Annotated in this window: 19 protein-coding genes; 10 read left to right on the top strand and 9 right to left on the bottom strand. The window is 59.9% G+C overall.

Translation table 11 applies throughout. The features are described from left to right. Positions 1-58: 58 nt before the first annotated feature. The gene (locus tag HFO99_RS12370) at positions 59-1984 is read right to left on the bottom strand and encodes an ABC transporter substrate-binding protein (protein WP_222361490.1); all 1926 of its coding nucleotides are present in this window, start codon (positions 1982-1984) and stop codon (positions 59-61) included. 193 nt (positions 1985-2177) lie between these two features. Here HFO99_RS12370 and HFO99_RS12365 point away from each other — a divergent pair, with 193 nt between their 5' ends. Both HFO99_RS12365 and HFO99_RS12360 read left to right on the top strand, forming a co-directional pair. Beyond that, positions 2178-3185, top strand: coding sequence for a LacI family DNA-binding transcriptional regulator (locus tag HFO99_RS12365; protein WP_222361488.1), 1008 nt, complete (start codon positions 2178-2180; stop codon positions 3183-3185). 90 nt (positions 3186-3275) lie between these two features. After that, positions 3276-4607 (top strand): alpha-L-fucosidase, encoded by a 1332-nt coding sequence (locus HFO99_RS12360; protein WP_222361486.1) that lies wholly within the window; start codon positions 3276-3278, stop codon positions 4605-4607. A 454-nt stretch (positions 4608-5061) separates the two neighbouring features. Here HFO99_RS12360 and HFO99_RS12355 read toward each other — a convergent pair whose 3' ends face one another. From HFO99_RS12355 to HFO99_RS12345, 3 genes are all read right to left on the bottom strand, one after another. After that, complete coding sequence (locus HFO99_RS12355; protein WP_222361484.1) at positions 5062-5955, bottom strand: class I SAM-dependent methyltransferase; 894 nt, start codon at positions 5953-5955, stop codon at positions 5062-5064. A gap of 255 nt (positions 5956-6210) precedes the next feature. Next, positions 6211-6951, bottom strand: coding sequence for a DUF4231 domain-containing protein (locus HFO99_RS12350; protein WP_222334663.1), 741 nt, complete (start codon positions 6949-6951; stop codon positions 6211-6213). A 200-nt stretch (positions 6952-7151) separates the two neighbouring features. Beyond that, positions 7152-7856, bottom strand: coding sequence for a GntR family transcriptional regulator (locus HFO99_RS12345; RefSeq protein ID WP_222361482.1), 705 nt, complete (start codon positions 7854-7856; stop codon positions 7152-7154). A 150-nt stretch (positions 7857-8006) separates the two neighbouring features. Here HFO99_RS12345 and HFO99_RS12340 point away from each other — a divergent pair, with 150 nt between their 5' ends. Beyond that, entirely contained in the window at positions 8007-8918 is a 912-nt protein-coding gene (locus tag HFO99_RS12340) for a dihydrodipicolinate synthase family protein (protein ID WP_222361480.1), read from the top strand. 46 nt (positions 8919-8964) lie between these two features. Here the strand turns inward: HFO99_RS12340 and HFO99_RS12335 are convergent, their stop codons facing one another. Next, positions 8965-10032 (bottom strand): LacI family DNA-binding transcriptional regulator, encoded by a 1068-nt coding sequence (locus HFO99_RS12335; RefSeq protein ID WP_222361478.1) that lies wholly within the window; start codon positions 10030-10032, stop codon positions 8965-8967. Between the two features lie 140 nt (positions 10033-10172). Here HFO99_RS12335 and HFO99_RS12330 point away from each other — a divergent pair, with 140 nt between their 5' ends. From HFO99_RS12330 to HFO99_RS12310, 5 genes are all read left to right on the top strand, one after another. Further along, entirely contained in the window at positions 10173-12494 is a 2322-nt protein-coding gene (locus HFO99_RS12330) for an alpha-L-rhamnosidase (protein WP_222361477.1), read from the top strand. A 37-nt stretch (positions 12495-12531) separates the two neighbouring features. Next, positions 12532-13815, top strand: coding sequence for an ABC transporter substrate-binding protein (locus HFO99_RS12325; RefSeq protein WP_222361474.1), 1284 nt, complete (start codon positions 12532-12534; stop codon positions 13813-13815). 66 nt (positions 13816-13881) lie between these two features. Further along, positions 13882-14760, top strand: a complete 879-nt coding sequence (locus HFO99_RS12320) for a carbohydrate ABC transporter permease (protein ID WP_222309038.1) — start codon at positions 13882-13884, stop codon at positions 14758-14760. Next, entirely contained in the window at positions 14757-15584 is an 828-nt protein-coding gene (locus tag HFO99_RS12315; RefSeq protein ID WP_168273562.1) for a carbohydrate ABC transporter permease, read from the top strand. The genes HFO99_RS12320 and HFO99_RS12315 overlap by 4 nt, the downstream gene beginning before the upstream one ends. A 4-nt stretch (positions 15585-15588) precedes the next feature. Then, entirely contained in the window at positions 15589-16566 is a 978-nt protein-coding gene (locus HFO99_RS12310) for an ABC transporter ATP-binding protein (protein ID WP_222361472.1), read from the top strand. Between the two features lie 80 nt (positions 16567-16646). Here HFO99_RS12310 and HFO99_RS12305 read toward each other — a convergent pair whose 3' ends face one another. From HFO99_RS12305 to HFO99_RS12290, 4 genes are all read right to left on the bottom strand, one after another. Further along, positions 16647-17045 carry a type II toxin-antitoxin system VapC family toxin gene (locus tag HFO99_RS12305; RefSeq protein ID WP_222361470.1) on the bottom strand — a complete coding sequence of 133 codons (399 nt, stop codon included), beginning with the start codon at positions 17043-17045 and terminating at the stop codon, positions 16647-16649. Beyond that, a complete protein-coding gene (locus HFO99_RS12300) occupies positions 17042-17293 on the bottom strand; it encodes an AbrB/MazE/SpoVT family DNA-binding domain-containing protein (RefSeq protein ID WP_064245761.1) in 252 nt (83 codons plus the stop codon). Before HFO99_RS12300 ends, HFO99_RS12305 begins: the two co-directional genes overlap by 4 nt. 141 nt (positions 17294-17434) lie before the next feature. Continuing rightward, complete coding sequence (locus tag HFO99_RS12295; RefSeq protein WP_222361468.1) at positions 17435-18727, bottom strand: NAD(P)/FAD-dependent oxidoreductase; 1293 nt, start codon at positions 18725-18727, stop codon at positions 17435-17437. 3 nt (positions 18728-18730) lie between these two features. Next, positions 18731-20128 (bottom strand): PLP-dependent aminotransferase family protein, encoded by a 1398-nt coding sequence (locus HFO99_RS12290; protein ID WP_222361466.1) that lies wholly within the window; start codon positions 20126-20128, stop codon positions 18731-18733. Between the two features lie 239 nt (positions 20129-20367). Between HFO99_RS12290 and HFO99_RS12285 the strand changes: the two genes are divergently transcribed. Further along, entirely contained in the window at positions 20368-21450 is a 1083-nt protein-coding gene (locus HFO99_RS12285; protein WP_222361464.1) for an ABC transporter ATP-binding protein, read from the top strand. A 48-nt stretch (positions 21451-21498) separates the two neighbouring features. Beyond that, positions 21499-22548 (top strand): ABC transporter substrate-binding protein, encoded by a 1050-nt coding sequence (locus HFO99_RS12280; RefSeq protein ID WP_222361462.1) that lies wholly within the window; start codon positions 21499-21501, stop codon positions 22546-22548. Positions 22549-22606 lie beyond the last annotated feature (58 nt).

Below are 22606 nucleotides of genomic sequence, written 5' to 3'. Positions count from 1 at the left end.
CTGGGCTGGTGTTGATGGGGTGGCGCCCGTGGACGCCATCCCTGTCGGTCGCGTGCCGTTATTGCTGGTAGTAGAAGGTCTCGGGCTTTGCCGGTCCCGGTGTCATGTAGAAGGATGTGCTGGGAATGACCTTCGGGACATTGCGCATATTGGTCTTGACGATGCCGACGCGATCCGGCTCCAGGTTGGTGCCGATGACGTAGAATTCGTCACGGGTGATCGCCAGCAGTTCCTTCATCGCAGTCAACTGCTTTTCGAGCGTCGGCGCTTCCTTCACCTGCCGGTAGAGGTCCATCTGCTTCTTGGCAGCGAGGCTCGGTTCTTGCGCGTTCGGATCTTTAGGATTCTGGTAATAGAGACCCCAGGCGGTCGCGAAGCTCGATTCGTATTCGTGCGGGAAATACCATTTAGGATCGAGCAGGCCGAGGAAGTCGTAGCCACCGCCGCCGACCCATCCAAGGCCGTCATTCTCATTGTTCTGCAGGCGGGAGAAGATCAGCGAACGTTCGGCCGGGCGGGGCTGCATGTCGATGCCGACGGCCCGCCAGTAGCGCTGGATCATCTCGAGGGCGTCCACCTGGATCGGGCTTCCGGTCAAGGCGTCGATCGCAAAGGTAATCCGCTTGCCGTCCTGACCGAGGCGATAGCCTTCGGCGTCATGTTTGGTAAGGCCGGCCTTGTCGAGATACTGATTGGCGAGATCGACATTATACTCCAGATACTGCGTCGCCATCTTCTCGTCGTAGAGCGCGGTGCCTTCACGCGGTGCTGCCTGATAAGGCTTGGCCTGTCCGGCATAGATCAGTTGATTGAGCTCTTCGCGATTGATGGCGTAGCTGAGGCCGATGCGGAAATCCTTGTTGGAAAAGACAGCGCGCAAGGCCGGATTCTTATGGGTCTGGTTGAGGGTGATCAGTAGGGCGTTCGACCACGCCGGCCGGGCGATGAACAGGCCGTAGCCGCCCTTTTCCTGGTTCTGCACGATCACCGTACGGGCGTCCGTCGTCTCGATGAAGCGGTTTTGCATGTCGATTTCGCCGCTGATCGCCTTCAGGATGATGGCCTGGGTATCCTGCATCACATCGATGGTGATCCGGTCGAAGTAAGGCAGCTGGTTTCCTGCGGTATCCACCTTGGCATAGTATGGATTGCGTTCGGCAACGACCTGGGTGGTGCCGTTATAGGGTGCGGTCAACACCCAGGCATCAAGCGTTGGACGACCGAGATCGCGCCAGCGCCCGGGAAAGCTGATCTTGTTGTTGAAGAGCTGGACCCAGTCGGTTGCGCCGGCCGCCTTCACCAGGGCATCGATGCCGTCGGGATTGAAATCCTTGTGGAATTGCCTGAGGTAGTGCGCCGGTGCGGCGGCCAGAATATCGGAGCCGCGCACGGTGGCCATGTTCATCAGGAACAGACCGTTCGGCGCGGCAAATTTGAAGACGACCTTGTCGTCGGCGAGCTTTTCGACCTTGACGGTCTCTCCGCCCGCGGTCAGCCAGTTGGGTGCGGCAGGGGTGATCTTGGTGTTGCGAATCACGTTCTCGTTCCACCACACAAGATCGTCCGCGGTAAACGGCTCGCCGTCCGACCAGCGCGTGCCTTCCCGCAAGGTGAACGTATATTCGGTGGCATTGGCATTGACCTCGACGCTCTTGGCGAGATCGGGGATCACCTCGGTCCATTCCGGATTCCAGCGGACCAGTCTCGTGTAGCCGATCGAACGTTCGATCTCGCTGTCGCCACCCCCGAAGGTGGCCGTGCGCCAGGTGCCACCATAGGTACCGACCGATTCAAGCGGAGTGAGCACCAGCGGCTCCTTGGGCAGCCGCTTTTCGACCGGCGGCAGCTTGCCGGCATCGACCAGCGCCTTCAGTTCCGGCGACTCCTCAAAGCCGAATGCGGCACCGGCCCAGCCGACGCCCATGAGGATCGCCGCGGCAACGGTGGAGACAACCGGCCGTCTTAAGATTATGACGTGTTGCATTCTTTCCTCCCAATATTCTGCTCTAGGTTATCGTTAACGTATTCTCCTCTTCCTCTAACGTTATCGTTACCGTCAAATCTTGTCAAAGAGATTCTCGATGCCCTATACTAGGCCGGAGCAGCCTTGGCTTTCCTGGAAATTATGTTAGTTATCGTTATCGTAGCTTCCTGCCCCTTCTAAAGAGACAATCCAGTTGAGCAGCTCCAAAGAGCCAGAATCCAAAATAACCATCGCCGATGTCGCCCGCGCCGCAGGGGTGTCGCCGATGACGGTATCGCGCGTGCTCAACGATCGGGGCGGAGCCAGTGCGGAGACCAGTCAACGGATTATTTTAGCGGCGAGCGAACTCAATTACCGGCCCAATCCCTTTGCGCGCGGATTGCGGTCCGATCGATCGAAGGCCATCGGCCTACTTGTTCCCGACATCACCAATCCGTTCTTTCCCGAAGTCATCAGGGGAGCAGAGGATGCGGCAAGCGCTGCCGGCTATAACCTGCTTTTGTCCAATGTCGTCGAGAACAGCAAGCGGGAGGAGGAACTCATCGAAACGCTGCTGCGGCACCGGGTCGATGGGATCATCGTCTGCAGCCCGCGACTGCCCGATGCCGCGCTGCATAAGGCGCTTGCGCCCCACCGCGCCGTGGTGCTCATCAACCGCGAGGCGCCCAACGAGGTCGCCGGGACGATTGTCACCGACTACGAGACGGGAGCGTCGCGTGCCATCGACCATCTGGTCGAGCGCGGGCGCCGCAGGATAGCGATCATTGCCGGGCCGCGCAGTTCGTTTGGCGGCAAGAGCCGGCTTGTCGGCTTTCGCAAGACGCTGTCGGCCCACGGGCTCAAGGCACAAGGCGTCGTTTATTGCGATCCGACCGCGGCAGGCGGGCAAACGGCGGCCGCGCAATTGCTGGCGGAGACGCCCGGCATCGATGCCCTTGTCTGCTACAACGACCTCAATGCGATCGGCGCGATGAAGGCCTGCCGGGCCGCCGGCGTTTCGATCCCCGCGCAAATCGCCCTGATCGGGTTCGACGATATTCCGACTGCCGAACTGCTGTCTCCGGCGCTCACCACCCTGCGGGTGCAAAAACGCGAAATGGGGGAGGAAGCCGTGCGTCTGCTGCTCAGCCGCATCGCCACTAGAAACCGTCAGCACGGCATCGTCATCGTGCCCGAGCTCATCGTCCGCGAAACAACCTGAACGCCCGGGAGCATGATGCCGAAAAGTATGAGCGGTTCTCGGACGACATCATGCTCCAATTCTTAAAGTTTGGAACGGGAGGAATATCCGATGGATATCAGCAATCTGCAGTCACTGGCCCTGCCTGAGGAGAAGAAGGCCTGGTTCGTCCACGACCGCTTCGGCATGTTCGTGCACTGGGGGCTCTATGCGCTGCCGGCACGCCATGAATGGGTCAAGAGCCGCGAAGAACTGAACGACGCCGACTACCAGAAATATTTCGATCATTTCAATCCCGATCTCTACGACCCCCGCGAATGGGCCAGACGCGCGAAAGCTGCGGGCATGAAATATGTCGTGCTGACGACCAAGCACCATGAAGGCTTCTGCCTCTGGGACACCAAGGCGACCGACTTCAAGGTGACCAACACGCCTTATCGACGAGATCTGCTCGGTCCATTCGTCGACGCCTTCCGCGCAGAAGGCCTGAGGATCGGATTCTACTATTCGCTGATCGACTGGCATCATCCCGACTTCACGGTCGATCCGCGCCACCCGCAGCGCAATCATCCCGATGCGCTGAAAATCAACGAAGGCCGGGACATGCACCGTTATGCCGCCTTCATGCGCGAGCAGGTCCGCGAACTCCTGACGGACTTCGGCCAGATCGACATCATGTGGTTCGATTTCAGCTATCCGCAATGGAAGCTCGGAGACCTGGTCGGAAAGGGCCATCAGGATTGGGAAAGCGAGAAACTCGTGCGCCTGGTGCGCGAACTCGCCCCCGACATCATCATCAACAATAGGCTCGATCTCGCCGGCCTGCAGCCCGACATCGTCACGCCGGAGCAATATATGCCGCGCGCCCGGCCGCTCCGCGATGGCAGGCGTGTCGTCTGGGAAGCGTGCCACACGCTCAGCGGTTCCTGGGGCTATCACCGCGACGAGGACACCTGGAAAAGCACGGAACAACTTGTGCAGATGCTGGTCGGCACCGTTGCCATGGGTGGTAATCTGCTGATGAATGTCGGGCCGACGGCGCGCGGCACGCTCGACCATCGCGCGATTGCAGCCCTTGCCGCTTATGAGGAGTGGATGGCGCTGCACGAGCGCAGCATCGTCGGCTGCACCCAGTCCGACTTCGCCGCTCCGGCCGATTGCCGCCTAACCCAGAATGGCGATCGTCTCTATATCCATCTCTTCAACTGGCCCTATCGCCATCTGCATTTCGATGCGTTGGCGGGGCAAGTCGAATATGCGCAATTCCTGCATGATGGCAGCGAAGTCACCTGGCTGCGCCCGTCCGCCAATACCTTGTGGGCGAACACCCAGTTCCCCGTCGGCGAGGATCAATTCACATTCGTCCTGCCGGTGCGCCGACCTCAGATCGTGGTCCCGGTCATCGAAGTCAAGCTCAAGGCGGGGAGTGCGCCCGGTATTTAGGGCACGTAAGGTGGGTGGTTCCGCTGCTAAGCGATCATACCTGCCTTGAACCGATAGGGGCCCCTCATCGATGCCGCGCTGGCGAATTTCCAGACAGCATTCGACCGGAAGCGCTGCCGGCACCCAAGATCGAGATGCCACTGCATCATGACGCGAAAGTGAGGAATTAGTGCGACTTTTGAAGAACGTGATTAAGCGGCGAGAATGACGTGCTGCCAAGCTGCTTGTTTTCCCGGACCTCGACTTCGCCCTTGCCATCGCTGCCGGCAATTACAATCCTCCGGAGCGGTGGAGAGCTCCTGCGGCACTGTTATACGAGGCGTTTCCGCCCAGCCCGGCAGCCAACTGAACACCGGCGCTGTCTGAGCGGACGGGACACGCGCCCGCTCAGACGTTCCATAGGAGTTGGATCAAGTCCGACCCTACTTTCAATAGACGTGCTTGGATGGATAACTCAGGGGCCCTCGTAGAATCTTCCGTAAATTTCCTTGCCGTAATGAGGACCTGTTTCGCCGGGACTACGCGTACGCAAATAGATGGCGCGATATTCCCTGTCCCAATCGGTTCGCGATATTATCGCATCTTCAATGCCTCGCGCTACCATCGATGGTATCGCACCCTGAAGAACAAAAGATAAATAGTAATTCAAATATTTCTTTCTGCACAAATAAGCCTTTATGTCAGTCACCATAAATACAGCCAAATCCGGTTCTGCGGTATAAATATATTTATATATAGCCGGAAGGACTTGAGAGTAATTCAAATTGGTATAGTCGTCAAAAACCGCGATGCCTCCAGCGGACAATAGTTCGTTGCATAGTTTCATTTCGTGAAATGTTGTTCTGTAAGCATGGCTGGAATCGACATGAATAAACCGACAATTCTTCCGGAGCTGCCTATATTCCGGGTAGTGCGAGCGAAATTCCTCCGACTTGCAGAGAACAAATTCCATGGCTGAATTTATTGCTCGTATTTTTTCCACCTCAAGGTATTCGGCAACATCAACGAGAACGAACTTTTCTGATGGCCTGACTCGTGGCGCTATGATTGCGGCGGAGCGGCCTTTGTAGGTCCCAAATTCAACGACGTTTCCTGAGATTTCGGGGTTTGTTGTCTGAAGCGATAGCAAACTATCCATTGCGGCCATTGAAAATGTGGAGAGCATGCCGTCAATTTGATCCGCAACAATCCGCGAGGATAGGAACTGCTCCGCATCGGACTGAAGTGCCGATCCATCCCACGCGCAGAGGTTCTTACGGCTGGGGCCTATACGGCTTCTGATTGCCTCAATTAGGGGCTTTGGCAGCACTGTTTTGGCCGCCGCTATCATGCGTTGCTTCGTAGACACCCAGATGCTCCAAATCTTCAATAACAACTTGTACGGAAAGTCGACTTAACTCAGTTTAGCGAGAGTGGCAAAAGAGTTTACGAACGAGGCGACGCTTTTCGCTGCGAGTTCTTAAAAGTGCGCCGCAGGTCTCCTGCACCATTATCAGCCAATCAGCGGGTGACTTGGCGAGGCCGACAAAACGGGAGATGAGCGCAACACTGCTCTCCTCCTTTTCCCAGGCCAGGATTTCCCCCGCCAGATGCCGACAGTGATTTACGGATTGGCTCCGGTGGTCCCCACAAAGAACTGGTTGAGTTGCTTCATCTCCAGCGCATGAGCGCGCTTTCTAAGAGCGACGGCCTGTTTGAGCGTCGTTAGCTCATCCGTAATGTCGATGAGATGAGCCTCGGCGACGAGCATCTCCGCTTCGATCCTTCCCTGCTCTCTCAATTGCCAGACGTCCCGGATGCGGAATTGAACGATTAACGTGCCGAAAAGCGCCACGAGCGCGGAGGTCGCCATCGGCAGCCATTGGGGGATAACCGTGCCATAAGCCGAAAATAATGAAGAGAGGCCGCTCAGAACGACGATCCCCAATGTGAGAAAATTCCAGAGATACTGATTCACCCTGGAGTATCGCGCATACCAGTTTCGATGCGTCCGCAGGTCACGTAAAGCCTGTCTTTTGATCTCGAACGTATCCGATGGAAACATCTTTTCTGCTCTCTCTTGATCGATCTCCCGTCTTGCTGCCAAAATCACATTGATGATTGCGATAGTTATCCCGAAGGTAATCATGAACCAGGCGATGTAGTGCAAAGGGACGTCTTTGAGAATGATGTTTGGAAAAAACTCAGGTTGGAAATATTCAGTTAAAACGCCAAGCGATATCAAGAATACAGAAAAGACAACCACAGCTATCGAAAGCATCGCTGCCATATTTCTATATCTGCCATTCAGTGTCACGTTCCGAAGTCGAACCGGGTCATCCTCACCCTTTCTGAACAGGTCCATCATCCTACCCTCGAGGCCATAGGTTTAACCACAATCAACCTTGTGCCACGCCAGAAAGCAAGTAACGTTTGTGACGAAATACTTGATGGATCGAATTTCAGGTAACCCGCGACCCGGTCGTATGTCCCATCCCGCGAGAACCAACCGCCATATCGGCAACGTTCAGGCTGGGTAGCCTCCGCCTCTTGAATTCGGTCGCTTCAGGATAGGCTGATCGCCAGCGGGCGGTCGAGATCGCGGGCAACATATTCCTGAATCTGCCGGACGATCTGCCCGGCGTGAGTGATCGCCAACCGGTCGGCCCGCTCGACGTCGCCTGCCTCGATCGCGGCGATGATCTCCTCGTGTTCGTCGACATACTGGCGCGGCAGACGGTCGTCGAATGTCGAGTAGTAAAGGCGCAGGATACGGCGGCCCTCGTCAAGCAGCCTGGCGAAGAAGGCCGTGTAATAGGAATTGCCGGCAAGTTCGGCGATCGAAACATGAAATTCGCGGTTCGCCTCGATCATCGCATAGGCATCGCGCGCGGCAACGGCTTCGGCGAAGTCCTTCTGATGCCGGCGGACGGTCTTCATAATCTCGCCGTTTCGCCGTTGCGCCGCGCCGCGCGTCGTCACCCGGTACATCAGCGTCAGCGCTTCGAAATAGGTGGGCAGGCTTGCAAAATCGATCGTCGCAACGATCGTGTTCCTGTTCGGCAGCGTCGTGACGAGCCCGTCGGCAGCGAGCCGCAACAGCGCCTCGCGAATGGGAGTCCGCGACATCCGGAAGCGCTCCGACAGCCGCACCTCATCGAGCGGACTGCCGGGTTCCAGCGCCATCGACAAGATTTCCCGCCTGAGCGTCACATAGACGCTCTGCGTGCCAGAGCCGCGCACCCGCACATTTTCCGCGTCGTTCCGCATTTGTCCGCCCTCTTTCGTTAGAGCCTTGTATTTCGTTTCGGCCGATTCTCGCAATGTCAGTCTTCGGGGGCCTCAAATTCGTAAGCTGGCATCATTGAACATTGTCGACAGTTTGTATATAAGACAACCAATTTCAACGAGGCTCGATCAATGACCACAGGATGGAAGGGCGTATTTCCCGCCGTAACGACACAGTTCAACGATGATCTTTCCGTTGATTTGCCCTCGACCCAGCGCGTCCAGGACGCGCTTGTAAACGATGGCGTCAACGGACTGATCGTCATGGGCACATGTGGCGAGAACAATTCGCTGGACCCCGAGGAGAAGCGCACGATCTTGAAAGCTGCCGTCGAGGTCGTCAACGGCCGCGTTCCCGTAGTGACGGGCGTGTCCGAATTCGACACGCGCCGTGCCGTCGCCTATGCTCGCGACGCCGAAAAACTCGGCGCCGACGGCCTGATGCTGCTGCCGGCCATGGTTTATGTGCCGAAGCCCGAAGAGCTGATTGCACATTTCCGCACCGTCGCCGAAGCGACCTCGCTGCCGATCATGTTGTACAACAACCCGCCGGCGTACCGCGTCAATATCGGCGCCGATGTGCTGAAGGTGCTTGCCGACGTGCCGAACATCAAGGCGGTCAAGGAAAGTGCGCCGGATCCGCGCCGCTTCACCGATCTCATCAATGAATTCGGCGATCGTTTCGATATCTTCGCAGGTCTCGACGACGTCGCGCTTGAAGGCCTGATGCTCGGCGCCAAGGGTTGGGTCTCGGGCTTGACCAGCGCCTTCCCGGAGGAATCCGTGCAGCTCGTTGCCGCCACCGAACGCGGCGACTGGGAAGAGGCCCGCAAGATCTATCGCTGGTTCATGCCGCTTCTGCATCTCGATGCCGAGCATGACCTCGTCCAGTCGATCAAGCTCGCCGAGCAGATCATGGGCCGCGGCTCAGAACGCGTTCGCCTGCCGCGCCTGCCCCTTTCGGGCGCCCGCCGCGCCGAAGTCACCGCCATGGTCGAGAAGGCCGCTGCCACGCGTCCTTCGAAGACCCGCCAGGCTGCCTGAGACAACAGGGCCGGCAAACGCGGATAGCGGCTGCCGGCCTTTACCATCAACCCTGCTTCGTGTCGGTGGAATTGCCAGAACGGGTCAGGCTGTTGCGGCTGACCAGCGACGGTATCTGGAAAATATGCTCGGAAGCGGTGCGGCCTTCTATCCTGGAAATGAGGGCCCGGGTAGCTATCTGGCCGAGCTCCCTGCCCGACTGGTCGATGCTTGCGAGATTGACGAGGCCGAGTGCTGCGGTCGACGAATTGTCGTATCCGATGACGGCGAGGTCTTCGGGCACGCGCGCACCCATCTCCATAGCCAGGCTCAGAAGGGTGATCGCGTCGAGATCGCTCCAGCAGAACACGGCGCGCGGCCTATCGTTCCTCGATAGGAACCTTCGCATCGCCTCTTCCCGCTTTGGCGAAGCAATGGGAATTTTGCTGATCGCTGGCGAGGAGCCAAGGCCGCCACGCTGCATCGCCCGGCGGAACCCGATCTCACGCTGGCGAACAACGGAGACCGCGTGCCCCTGGCGCTCGCCAAGGCTCAGCATTTCGATATCGCGATAGCCGCAGGCAAGAAGCGCTTCGACGGCAATCTCCGCGCCGCGCTGATCGTCGGCATTGACGGTATCGAAGGCCGTGGCGCTGGCATCGTGGTAACCGACCGCGACGATCGGTATCTGGACTGCGAACTTTGCGAGGATCTCCGAGGGCAAACGCGGCGCAACGAGGACAAGGCCGTCCATCTTGTAGTCGATCATCGACTCGATCAACGACGTCTCCAGCTGCACGCGCGCATCGCTGACGCCGATCATCGCCTGGTAGTGCGAAGGCGCCAGTACTCCGTTTACGCCGGCAATCACCTCCGGAAGGAAGGGATTGCGGATATCGATCAGGAGCACACCGATGGTGAAGCTCCGGCCACGCAGCCCTCGTGCTGCCCGCGAGGGTCGATAGGCGAGTGCCTCGATGGCATCAGTTACCCTTGCGCGCAGCGCATCACTGACGCCGTAGGCGTTTCGCATCACCTTGGAAACCGCTGCGACCGATACGCCTGCGTGAGTTGCCACGGTCCGGATCGTCACGCGATCGTTTCGTTGCGGTTTTTGTTTTTCTTCAATTGGCATGAAATCTCTGGCTTGCTGCGGGTCGTCAACATCGTCCGCAGAACCACCATGGCAGACTGGCAATGAAAATTCTATTGCGCTTCCGAAGAAAATGTAGAACGTTATATGGAGAACGTTCTACATTTTGTCGGGAGGACTTGATGAACTTTCAGCCGGCAGCCATCAGCGGCAACCTCGTTTCGCGTGCCTGGTCCGGGGAAATGATCGCGCCACTATCGGATGGCGGTCAGGGAACGACCGCAAGCTTCGTCTCCAAGACTTTCGAACATGACGGCGCCAAGCTTCCCGTCGAGCTTTTTATCTCCGCACTTGGCCTCTATCGCTGCTTCATCAACGACGTTCGTGTCGGCAACGACCTGTTGACCCCAGGCTGGACGAACTACGACGATCGCCTTGCCTATCAGCGATACAACGTCTCGAACCTGCTCAAGCCGGGCCTCAACCGGATCGAGATCTGGCTTGCCGACGGATGGTACCGGTCGCCTTTGATGTGGGGCGCCCAGGCGATCCCAAATTGCTGGGGCGACAGGATCGGCGCCATTGCGGATCTGATCGGACCGGGTGGCACCGTTCTTTCCACCGACACCACATGGCGAAGCGGCCTTCTGCCAATCCTGAAGTCGGGGATCTATTTCGGCGAAATCTATGATGCCCGCCACGAAAACTACGTCGAGAGCCACGGCACCGAACGATTGCCCTTCGACAAGGAGCTGCTTGTCGCGCATGAAACGGCTGCCGTGCGCGAGTTGCGGCCACTCGCCCCGGTCGACAGCTGGACCGACGATGAGGGCAGGACGGTCTGCGATTTCGGCCAGAATTCCGGCGGCTATGTCAGATATACGGTCCGCGGAACCGCCGGCGTTGAAATTCGGGTGGAGCATTCGGAGGTACTCGGCCCCGATCGTCATTTCGACAATCGCAACTATCGCACGGCTGCGGCACATACCGTCTACACACTGCGGGGAGACGGCGATGAAACCTACGCACCGCATTTCACCTTCCACGGCTTCCGTTATGCCCGGGTAACGATCAAGGGCGATGCGAAGATCCTTGCAATCGCGTCCATCCCGATCTCGTCGGTGCCCGAGCCCGCCGGGGGTTTCACCTCGGGCAATGCGTTGGTCAATCGTCTCGTCGAGAATACCATCTGGTCGCAGCGTGCCAATTTCGTCGAAGTACCGACCGATTGCCCGCAACGCGACGAGCGCTTGGGCTGGACGGGCGACGCCCAGGTCTTTGCCGCAACCGCATGCTGGCTGAGCGACAGCCAGTCGTTCCTTCGGAAATATCTGCGCGATGTGATGGCCGATCAGCGCGAAGACGGCGCCGTCTCGCATTTCTCGCCGGATCCGACGCGCTTACATCCGGCCAATTTCCCGGGTTATGCCGGCTCGACCGGCTGGGGCGACGCGATCGTCGTCATCCCCTGGGTACTCTACACTCATTACGGCGACCGGGCCGTCCTGTCGGAGTGCCTGGATTCCATGGTGCGCTGGGTCGATTTCGTCTGGTCGATCTCGGATGGTCCCCTGGTTCGCCCGCCGTCGCATTGGGGCGCCCGAGGCTTCACCTTCGGCGACTGGCTGCAGCCGGTCGGCGACAATCGAAAGCCTCGTCCGACGATCGCCGACGATTGCGCGGCCACGCTCTACCACTTCATCTCGACCGACCTTCTGGCAAGGATCGCAGCCACTCTCGGCGAGCATGCGCTTGAAGAGAAGATGAAACAGCGCGCAAGCGAGATCCGGCGGGCATTCGCCAACGAGTTCATCACGCCGGCGGGACGGCTCGCGCATAATGACCAGACGTCCTATGCCTTGGCCTTCCTGCACGACCTGATACCGGCGGAGCATACGCAAGCCGCACAGCAGCATTTCCGGCAGGTGATCATCGATGCAGATTACAAGATCGGCACCGGTTTTATCGGCACGCCCGCCCTGCTGCCGGCGCTGACGAAGCTCGGCATGGACGATCTGGCCGAAAAGGTCTTCCTGCAGGAGGATGTGCCGGGCTGGCTCTACCAGGTGTCAAAAGGGGCGACGACGATCTGGGAACGCTGGGATTCCATGGCGCCTGACGGCACCATCTACGAACCCGACATGAACAGCTACAACCACTATGCCTATGGCGCAGTCTGCCAATGGCTGTTCGAAAGCGTCGCCGGAATTTCGCCGAGCCCGAGCGTACCCGGCTTTGCCGAGGTGATCGTCGATCCGGCGCCGATTCCGTCCCTTTCGCCGGTCTCGGCCCATCATGACATCAGCCAGGGACGCATCGAGGCCGGCTGGCAGTGCGACGGCAACAAGGTCACCTATGTGCTGACGCTTCCGGAAGGCTGCATCGGCCGGTTCCGGCCCGGAAAACGGCATCAAAACCCGTCGCTCAACGCAGAGCCTGTCGTCGAGGAAGCCGTTCTTGCGCCGGGAACGCACCAGCTGGTCTTTTCCCTACCCGATTCTTGAGGAGCATACACGTCACACCGTTCAGAGGAGGAACGTCATGACACATCGGATAAAGCTCATTCTTGCAGGTGCGTCCGCGCTTTTGGCGCTGGTCGCGGCCGGCCCGTCGCATGCAGAAACCACGCTGTCATTCCTGATCGACAACAACCCGGACACCGTCGCGGCGGCCGAGGCACTGGTTGCCGCCTATCAGGCAAAGGCACCCGACGTGACGATCGAAATCGAGCCGCGGGCCGGTGGCGGCGAAGGCGACAACATCATCAAGACGCGCCTGGCGACGGGAGAGATGTCCGATGTGTTCCTCTACAATTCCGGCTCCCTGCTACAGGCGCTGAAGCCGACACAGACGCTTGTCGATCTGAGCGATCTCTCGTCGCAGGCCAAGGTCGACGACGGTTTCCAATCGGTCGTCCGCGCCGATGGCAAGCTCTACGGCGTTCCCTTCGGCACGGCGATGGCGGGCGGGATCCTCTATAACAGGAAAATCTACCAGGAGCTTGGCCTCTCCGTCCCGAAGACATGGGCGGACTTCATGGCGAACAACGCGAAGGTCAAAGCTGCCGGAAAGGTCGCCGTGGCGCAGACCTATCGCGATACCTGGACCTCGCAGCTGTTCGTTCTGGCTGACTATTACAACCTGCACGCTGCCGTGCCGAACTTCGCCGCAGACTATACCGCCAACAAGGCAAAATACGCCGAGACGCCTGCGGCCCTGAAGGGCTTCGAACGGCTGAAGGACGTTCACGACGCCGGTCTGATGAACGACGATTTCGGCGCGGCAAGCTACGACGATGGCCTGAGAATGGTGGCAACCGGCGAGGCAGCGCATTATCCGATGCTGAGCTTCGCGGTCGGCGCGCTCAAACAGAATTATCCCGAAAACCTCAACGATGTCGGCTTTTTCGCGCAGCCGAGCGACGACGCCGCAACCAACGGCTTGACGGTCTGGATGCCGCCCGCCCTTTACATTCCCTTGACCAGCCAGCACGCCGAGGAAGCGCGGAAATTCGTCGATTTCGCCGGAAGCGTCGAGGCCTGCAAGATCATGGTGGAAACCAATGCCGTTCAGGGGCCGTCCCTGATCGACGGCTGCGACCTGCCAGCTAGCGTGCCGCCTGCGATAAAGGACATGCTCCCCTATTTCGAGGCCAAGGACAAGACGACCCCGGCGCTGGAATTCGTTTCGCCAATCAAGGGACCGGCTCTCGAGCAGATCACCGTCGAAGTCGGCTCCGGTATTCGCCAGCCGGCCGACGCGGCGAAGCTCTATGACGACGACGTGCGCAAGCAGGCCAAGCAGCTTGGCCTGCCCAACTGGTAGCGGTCTTTCGGGCAAGTTATCCTCGCTCCTGATGGAGCGAGGTTCCACCCGATCGAAGAGATTGATATGACTGAGACACGCCGCCGTTCGCGCAAATCGCCCTACCCGCTGTGGTTTTTCATTCCCGCCGCCATCATCTACGGCGTGCTCTTTCTCGTTCCCACCGTATCCTCTCTCTGGTTCAGCCTGACGCGCTGGGATCTTTCGACCGCCGAATTCATCGGGCTCGAAAATTTTCAACAATTCTTTTCCGAACCATTCCTGGTCAAGGGACTGGTCAACACGCTGATCTATGCCGTGACGACATCCGGCCTGAAGACCGTCTGCGGGTTGCTGCTTGCCGTGCTGCTGACCAGCAATATCTTCGCCCGCGGCTTCCTGCGCACGCTGGTCTTCTTTCCCGTCCTGGTCTCGACGATCGGCATCGGCATCACCTTCACGGTGATGATGCATCCGACCAGGGGCATCATCAATGTCACGCTGGAAACGCTCGGCATTCCGGGACCTGGATGGCTCACCAATCCGGCGCTGGCGCTTTTTTCGGTGGCTTTGGTCGATGTCTGGAAGGGTGTCGGCCTCGCCACCTTGATCTTCATCGCCGGGCTTGCCGCGATCAGCCCCGATTATTATGAGGCCGCGAGGATTGACGGGGCCACGCGTCTCCAGCAATTTTTCCGGATCACCCTGCCGCTCGTGCGTCCCGCCACTGTCATCGTGGTGACATTGTCGCTGATCGGTGGGCTTCGATCCTTCGACCTGATATGGGCGATGACCCGCGGGGGGCCTGGTTTCTCCTCCGACGTGATCGCCTCGGTCATCTATAAGCAGTACCAGGCGGGTTTCTACGGCCTGTCGACGGCCGGAAACGTCATCCTGTTCGCGCTGATTGCCGTAATCATCCTGCCATTCACCTTGTGGTTCAACCGGCGCGAGGTCGAGGAATGAGAAGCGTCCGCCCCTACGTGACCGGCGCTATAGCCCTTGCGGTGGCGGCCGTCATCTTCGTCATGCCTTTCGTTTTCGTCGCTCTCCAGGCGGTCAAATCGAAATCCGAAGCCTCTCGCCTTGATTTCGAATTGCCCGAGCAGTGGCTGTTCTGGGACAATCTGATCGCCGTCTTCAAGGCGCGCGACTATCAACTCGCGCTCGCCTATTTCAACTCCACGCTGATCACCGTGGTCTCCGTCACGATCCTGATCCTGCTGTCGGCAATGGTCGGCTATGTGATGCAGCGCCGCAAGACCGCCTGGAACAGGGTGGCCTCCATTGCCCTGTTCATGGGGCTGATGATGCCGCCAGCCGTCGTGCCCACCATCGGCCTCTTGCAGGAGATCGGCCTCTTCAAGACCATGACCGGGATGATCCTGATCCAGGTCGCCTATAATCTCTCGTTCTCGACATTGCTCTACCGGTCATTCATTTCGACCATACCTCGCGACCTCGACGAGGCGGCGCTGATCGATGGCGCCAAGCCCCGTCAGATTTTCTTCAGAGTGATCCTGCCGCTGCTGAAGCCGGTGACCGTCACCAACATCGTCGTGCAGTCGATCGCGATCTTCAACGATTTTACCAACCCGCTTTACTATCTTCCCGGCAAGGAGAACGTGACCGTGCAGCTGACGCTCTATAATTTCCAGAGCATGTATACGAGCCAGTACAATCTCCTCTTCATGAATATCCTCCTGGTGACGATACCGCCGCTGGTCGTCTTCATCTTCTTCAACCGGCAGATCGTCGCCGGCATGACATCAGGCGCAGTAAAAGGGTAACCGAATGGCTGAGCTCACTCTCAAGCAAGTTCGCAAGAGTTTTGGCGCCCTTGAAGTCATCAAGGGGATCGATCTGGAGGTTGCCTCCGGCGAATTTGTGGTTTTTGTCGGCCCGTCTGGATGCGGAAAGTCGACGCTGCTGCGGATCATCGCCGGCCTGGAAGAAACGACGTCAGGCGCGCTGACCATCGGCGGCAAGGACGTGACCTATGCCGAACCCTCCGAGCGCGGCATTGCCATGGTGTTCCAGAGCTACGCGCTCTACCCGCATATGACCGTTGCCGAGAATATCGGCTTCGGCCTTTCGCTCGCCCGCCGCCCAAAGGCTGAGATCGCCGCCAAGGTCGCGGCGACGGCCGAAACGCTGCAGCTCACCCAGTTGCTGGAGAGAAAGCCGAAAGCACTCTCCGGCGGCCAGAGGCAGCGCGTCGCCATCGGCCGCGCGATCATTCGCGATCCCAAGGTCTTCCTGTTCGACGAGCCACTCTCCAATCTCGACGCTTCGCTCAGAGCCCAGATGCGCCTTGAGATCGCCGATCTGCACGCCCGCCTGAAATCGACGATGATCTATGTCACCCACGACCAGGTCGAAGCCATGACGATGGCGGATAAGATCGTCGTCCTGAACGGCGGCGCGGTCGAACAGATCGGCAGTCCGATGGAGCTCTACCGCAATCCGGCGACACCCTTCGTCGCCGGGTTCATCGGCAGCCCGAAGATGAACCTCTATGGCGGCGAGATAGCGCGGCGAATGAACTGCACGACCTACGGCATTCGCCCGGAACATATCAGGCTTTCGGAAGGGGCCGGGCAATGGCAGGGCAGGATCCGGCATGTGGAGCGGCTTGGCGCCGACGCGATCCTCTACCTCGACATCTCCGAGCTTGGCGAGATGGTCGTGCGCGCCGAAGGCGAGACGCCGTTTGCGCCGGGTATGACGGTCTGGGCAAATCCGGTCGAGGGAGCGGAACATCGGTTCTGAGGCGAACGCCCGCCCCGTCGTCTCAGCGTTGAAAAGCTTGCAGCCGCTCAGCATCGACCCGCTCATGAGCCTGCGGAATTTCAGGCGAGAAGACGCGCGGGTTGGCCTTGGCGGATTACGAGTTCGACCGCCTGCTTGTCGAAAGATACGAAGCTCTCGCCGCCAAGCCATGCTCCTTCATGGGCAATCACGCCATCGGCGAAATCGCCACCTGCCTCCAGCGTGGCCAGCCCTGCTTCGACCGCAGGACGGTTCATCGCCACATTGCCCGCGTTGAGCAGGTCGTGGATCGTCTGTGAAACATCTTCCTTTGATAGCCTGGCGCCTCGACGCAGTATCCAGACCAGTTCACATAAGCTCGGCAGGGAAACCGCGATCAGCGATGCTTCCTTGAGGAGCTTTGCCGCGGCCCTGCCCTGCTCAGCATCATCCTGCAGGACAGCTCGAGCAAGAATGTTGGTATCGACTGAAACCTTCATTCCTCGCCGGCCCAGCCCGAAGCCGCGATTTCGTTCATCTCTTCGATGGTCAGCGCCCGTTTCATCTTGCCCGCATGCCGACCGATAAAGTCGTCGATTGTCCCCGCTGGACGAGCAGCCTTTACCCGCAGCTCGCCCCCAGGCAGCTTGTCGAATTCGATGCGCTCCCCCGGCTTGACCCCAAGGTGCGTCAGCAAATCCCGTCTCAGTGTGATTTGCCCTTTCATGGTGACGGCAAGGGAAGCCATGGAAAATCTCCTTCTTAAGTCAACACCAAAGTAATGGAATTTTTCCTTACATTCAAGGTTTGAGTGATACGGACTTTGCGTGGCTCGCTCCGGCCAAAGAAAGAGCACCGACGCATGAGTCGCCTTCATAATGCGTCTGGCTTAGAACCGGTCGGGACGCAGCGGCATCAGATCGACCGCCGGGCGCTGTCCGGCGACCAGCTGGGAAACGAGATAGCCGGTCAAAGCCGACAGCGTCAGACCAAGATGGCCGTGGCCGAAGGCATAGGTGACGCGGGGCAAACGGCGGGAGCTGCCGATCGCCGGAAGTGAATCCGGCATGGACGGGCGAAAGCCCAGCCACTCGTCGCTGCCTTGCCCGGCTGCCGGCAGGAGCAATTTCACGCCGCCACGGATTATCGCGGTCCGCCTTGGGTTCAAGGGAGCAGCAAGCCCGCCGAGTTCGACCGTTCCGGCTGCGCGCAATCCATCTGCCATCGGCACCATGTAAAAGCCGTGTTCGGGATAGCAGACCGGGCGCGACAGCAGATGGCCCGCTTGCGGGAACAGGACGTGATAACCGCGCTCGGTGTCGAGCAGGACGCGATCGCCTATCGATGCGGTCAGCTTGCGCGAATGGGCGCCGGCGGCGACGACGGCGTGGTCCGCAGGGATTTGCTTGTCAGCGGTCCGCAGGCAGATGCCATTGTCACGCGGCTCGATCGCCGAGACTTCGCCGCGGATGATCTCCCCTCCGCCGTTTATGACAGCCTGGGCGAGCGCGAAAGCAAGTTGCCTGGGGCTGGAAAACACATAGGCGTCACGAAACAGCACGCCCTTGTGGTAGAGCGGCGCAAGATTAGGCTCCATGTTCTGGACATCAGCGCGGTCCAGCCGGTCCATGGCGACGCCATGATGCTCACGCAGCGCGTTCTCAGCGTCAGCCGCCCGGAATTGCGCTTCGGTCTTATAGAGATACAGGCAGCCGTCATGCCGCTTCAGCCGTTCGGCCCCTGCCTGCATCACAAGCGGTTGCCAGGCCGCATCGGCGTGGGAAAGCAGCACCGCCAGTGTGCCGGCGATCCGCTCGACCTCGGCTTTCGTGCTCGATGCCAGGAAGGCGCGCAGCCACGGGATCAATTGCGGCAGATATCTCCAGACGATCGCCAGCGGACCGAGCGGATTGAGCAGCATTCCCGGCACACGCCAGATGACCCCTGGCGTCGCGACGGGAACGACGCCGTGCGGCGCAAAGGTGCAGGCATTTCCGTAGGAGCAGGCCTGCCTGTAGGATGCATCGCCCAAGGGCGGCGCCGGATCGATAATCGTGACCCGGTGCCCCATTCTCTGCAGCCAAAGCGCCGTGCAGAGGCCGACCAATCCGGCACCGACCACAGCCACATGCCGGCGCTCGGCGTCGGGTAAGGGCTGAAGCTCCGGCAGCGGCGTGTTCATCGGCTAGACCATGCCGGCCAGAGCGCGGGGACGATCGTTCAGCGTGGCGGCGATGATGCGAAGCGCCGTTGCAAGTTCGTCACGCGACGATGCGCAGCCGACATTGACGCGAACGGCGTGCTCGACCGGCTGACGGTCGCAGGCAAAGGCGGTGGCGGCCATGACGGCAACGCCATGGGCGCGCAGATTGGCGGCAAAATCCTCGCATCGCCATGGCGCCGGCAGCCGGAGCCATAAAAACATGCAGCGCGGATCGGCGGAGAAGGAATGGCCGGCAAGGATCGTCGCGACAATCGCATGGCGGGCGCGCAGCTCGGCAAGCTGGGCCTTCAGGATCGCTTGGGCCGTGCCGTCTTCCAGCCAACGGGTCGCAAGCAGCAGCGGCAGCGGCGAGGGCATCCAGGCGGTCGTGCGGACCGCCTCGGCAGACAGCAGCGCCCGGCCGGGCGGGCACAAGAGATAGCCGACGCGCAGACCCGGCGCCAGCGCCTTGGAGAGCGCTGATATATGGTAGGTTCTGGTCGGCGCAAGCGTGATCAGGGCGCTTGCCCGGGTCCCGAGCATCGGTCCATAGACATCGTCCTCGATGACGACGAGATCGTGCTTTTCCGCGACGTCGACCAATTCCCGCCGGCGAGCCTCGCTCATGGTGACGACGGTCGGATTGTGCATCGAGGGAACCGTGAAGACGGCGCGCACGGTCTCCCGGTGGCAGATATCGTCGAGCTCCTCCGCCGACATGCCCTGATCGTCACTTCCGATGCCGATGATGCGGAAGCGGAACATTTGGGCAAGCGCGATCAGGCCGTAATAGGTCAGCCGATCGCAGACGATGGTGTCGCCGGGCTCTATCAGGCTGCTGATCACCGCCAGCAAAGCATGCTGGGCGCCGCTGGTGACGACGATATCGTCTTCGGACGGATCGAAGCCGTTGAGCGATATCCATTTTCTCGCGGCGTGGCGAGCCCAGGCCGGGCCTTCCGGCGGCTGGTATTCCTGCATCTGGCGAAAGCGCCGGTCGGATGACAGGTCAGGCAAAGACTGCGCCAAGCGCTGCTGGAAATCGTCGACGGCCGGCCGGTTGACCGTCAGATCGATGATACCGGCCGGGCTCGCTGCCCGGTCAACCCGCGGCATGGCGCCGTCGGCCATCACGATCGTGCCGCGCCGGGTGCTGCCCATCACAAGGTTGAGGTTTTGTAATTCGCGGTAGGCGCGCGTGACTGTGGAGACGTTGAGCGACCGCTCCCGCGCGAGGTCACGCTGCGGCGGGAGCTGACTGCCGGGAGGCAAGGCGCCCGAGCGGATCTTCGCCTCGAGCTCGCTTGCGAGCTCCAGATAGGCCGGTATCCGCGCTTCCCGCTCCTGATTTGTCCGGGTCACTTCCGATCTTTCAGACATACAATTCCTGTAACAGCGGCGTAAATTCCATAAGCCGGACGCACACATCAATCCCCGAGGCGCTGCGATTCAGCTCGCTTTCGTGCGACATAGCACGCTTTCCCAATGTTTTCGAGACCCTGCCACTGCCGCCACACAAAATTATTTGTGTGGCTTGACAAGCCGAAGTAGACCGAGACAATATGGCCCAGCATCGAGACAAAGAGGCAGGGACCCGCCGATGCAAACAGGAGGACTTCATGAGCGAGCGCTTCATTGCTTTCGAGGGCGTGCGTAAATCCTATGACGGCGTCAGCTATGTCGTGCGCGGCCTGGACCTCGACGTCGCCAAAGGGGAATTTCTGACCCTTCTGGGCCCGTCCGGATCCGGCAAGACCACGACGCTGATGATGCTGGCCGGCTTCGAAGCGCCGAGCGACGGGACGATCACGCTTGCCGACAACAGGATCGACAGCGTTCCGCCGCATCGCCGCAATATCGGCGTGGTCTTCCAGAATTACGCGCTGTTTCCGCATATGACCGTCGGCGAGAACGTCGCTTTCCCGCTGAAAATGCGCCGGCTCGGCAAGGCTGAGATCACCGAGCGGGTGCGCCGCGCGCTTGACATGGTGCGTATGGCGAGCTTCGAAACGCGGCGACCCAACCAGCTTTCCGGCGGACAGCAGCAGCGCATCGCGCTTGCCCGGGCTCTCGTCTTCGAGCCGCAGCTCGTGCTGATGGACGAGCCGCTTGGTGCGCTCGACAAGCAGCTTCGCGAACATATGCAGCTCGAGATCAAGCACCTGCATGCCCGCCTCGGCATCAATGTCGTCTACGTCACCCACGACCAGAGCGAGGCGCTGACCATGTCGGATCGGGTCGGCGTGTTCAATGACGGCATCCTGCAGCAGATCGCACCGCCGCATGCGCTCTACGAGACGCCGGCAAACCCCTTCGTCGCAACCTTCATCGGCGAGAACAATGCGATATCGGGCGAAGTCGTCGCGATCGAAAATACCGTCTGCCGGATTCGCGCGCCCGATGGTTCGATCATCACCGGCCATGCCGGAGAGGGGTTGAAGGAAGGCGCGCGGGCAACGCTGGTCTTGAGGCCCGAGCGGATTCAGCTGGCGCCGGCAGCCGAGATTGCGAACCGGTTCACCGCCATGCTCAAGGAAATCATCTATCACGGCGACCATGTCAGGTTGCGCGTCTCAGCCTGCGGCTGCGACGACATCTTCATCAAAGTCGCCGCGGCCCAGGATACTCCGGTTCAGTCGCTAGGCTCCACTGCCGTCATCGGCTGGGCGCCGGAGGATTGCCGCGCGCTCGCGCTCTCCTGACCGGGCGCTCATTCTTTCGCAAACGCAGCTACAAAAAGGGGAACCACCATGATGCGTTTAAACTGCATGCTTCTCAGTTCCGTCATGACTCTTGCCATCGCAGGAGCAGCTTTCGCCGGGGATACGCTGACCGTCACATCCTGGGGCGGCGCCTATACGAAGAGCCAGGAGGCCGCCTTTTTCAAGCCCTTCGCCAAGGAAACCGGCACTAAGATTCTGCAGGATGAATGGGATGGCTCGACCGCCAAACTGAAGGGCATGGTCGAAAACGGCCAGGTGACCTGGGATGTCGTCGATGTCGAACCCAGCCATGCGCTGCAAGGCTGCGACGAAGGCTGGCTCGAAACGATCGACTATTCGAAGCTCGGCGGCAAGGACGCCTTCATCGACGGCGCCGCGATGGATTGCGCGGTCGCGACGATCGTCTTCGGCACCATCTATGCCTATGATGCCGCCAAGTTCCCGAATGGCGGACCGACGACCATGGCCGATCTGTTCGATACGGCCAAGTTCCCCGGGCCGCGCGCCTTGCGCAAGTCGCCGAAGACCACACTGGAATTCGCGCTGATTGCCGATGGCGTCAAACCCGCCGAGGTCTACGACGTGCTCGGGACGCCCGAGGGCGTCGACCGCGCCTTCAAGAAGCTCGACACGATCAAAAAGGATGTGAAGGTCTGGTGGACGGCCGGCGCGCAGCCGCCGCAGCTTCTCGCCGACGGCGAAGTCGTGATGACCACGGCATGGAACGGCCGTATCTACGATGCCGTCAAGAACAGCGGCAAGAACTTCAAGATTGTCTGGGACGGCCAGGGAATGGATTTCAATCTCTGGGCCGAGCCGAAAGGCTCGAAGAACAAGGAACTGGCGGACAAATTCGTCGCCTTCACCGTCAATCCCGACGTGATGGCGCAGCAGTCCAAATATATCTCCTATGGCCCGACCCTGAAAGCGGCCATCGCCAAGGTTCCGCCGGATATTCTCGTCGATCTGCCGACCGCGCCGGAGAACACGAAAACCGCCTTTGTCGTCTCCTCCGAGTTCTGGGCCGACCATGATGAGGAATTGACCGAACGCTTCAACAAGTGGCTCGCACAGTAACCTCTTCGGGCGGGCGGGTGTCCCCCTGGCCTCGTCCGCCCCTTTCTCTCCCTCAGGA

Source organism: Rhizobium leguminosarum (assembly GCF_019798305.1).
Lineage (GTDB): Bacteria > Pseudomonadota > Alphaproteobacteria > Rhizobiales > Rhizobiaceae > Rhizobium > Rhizobium leguminosarum_U.
The sequence above is the reverse complement of the archived record's forward strand: the minus strand, read 5'-3'. Positions and strand labels throughout refer to the sequence as shown.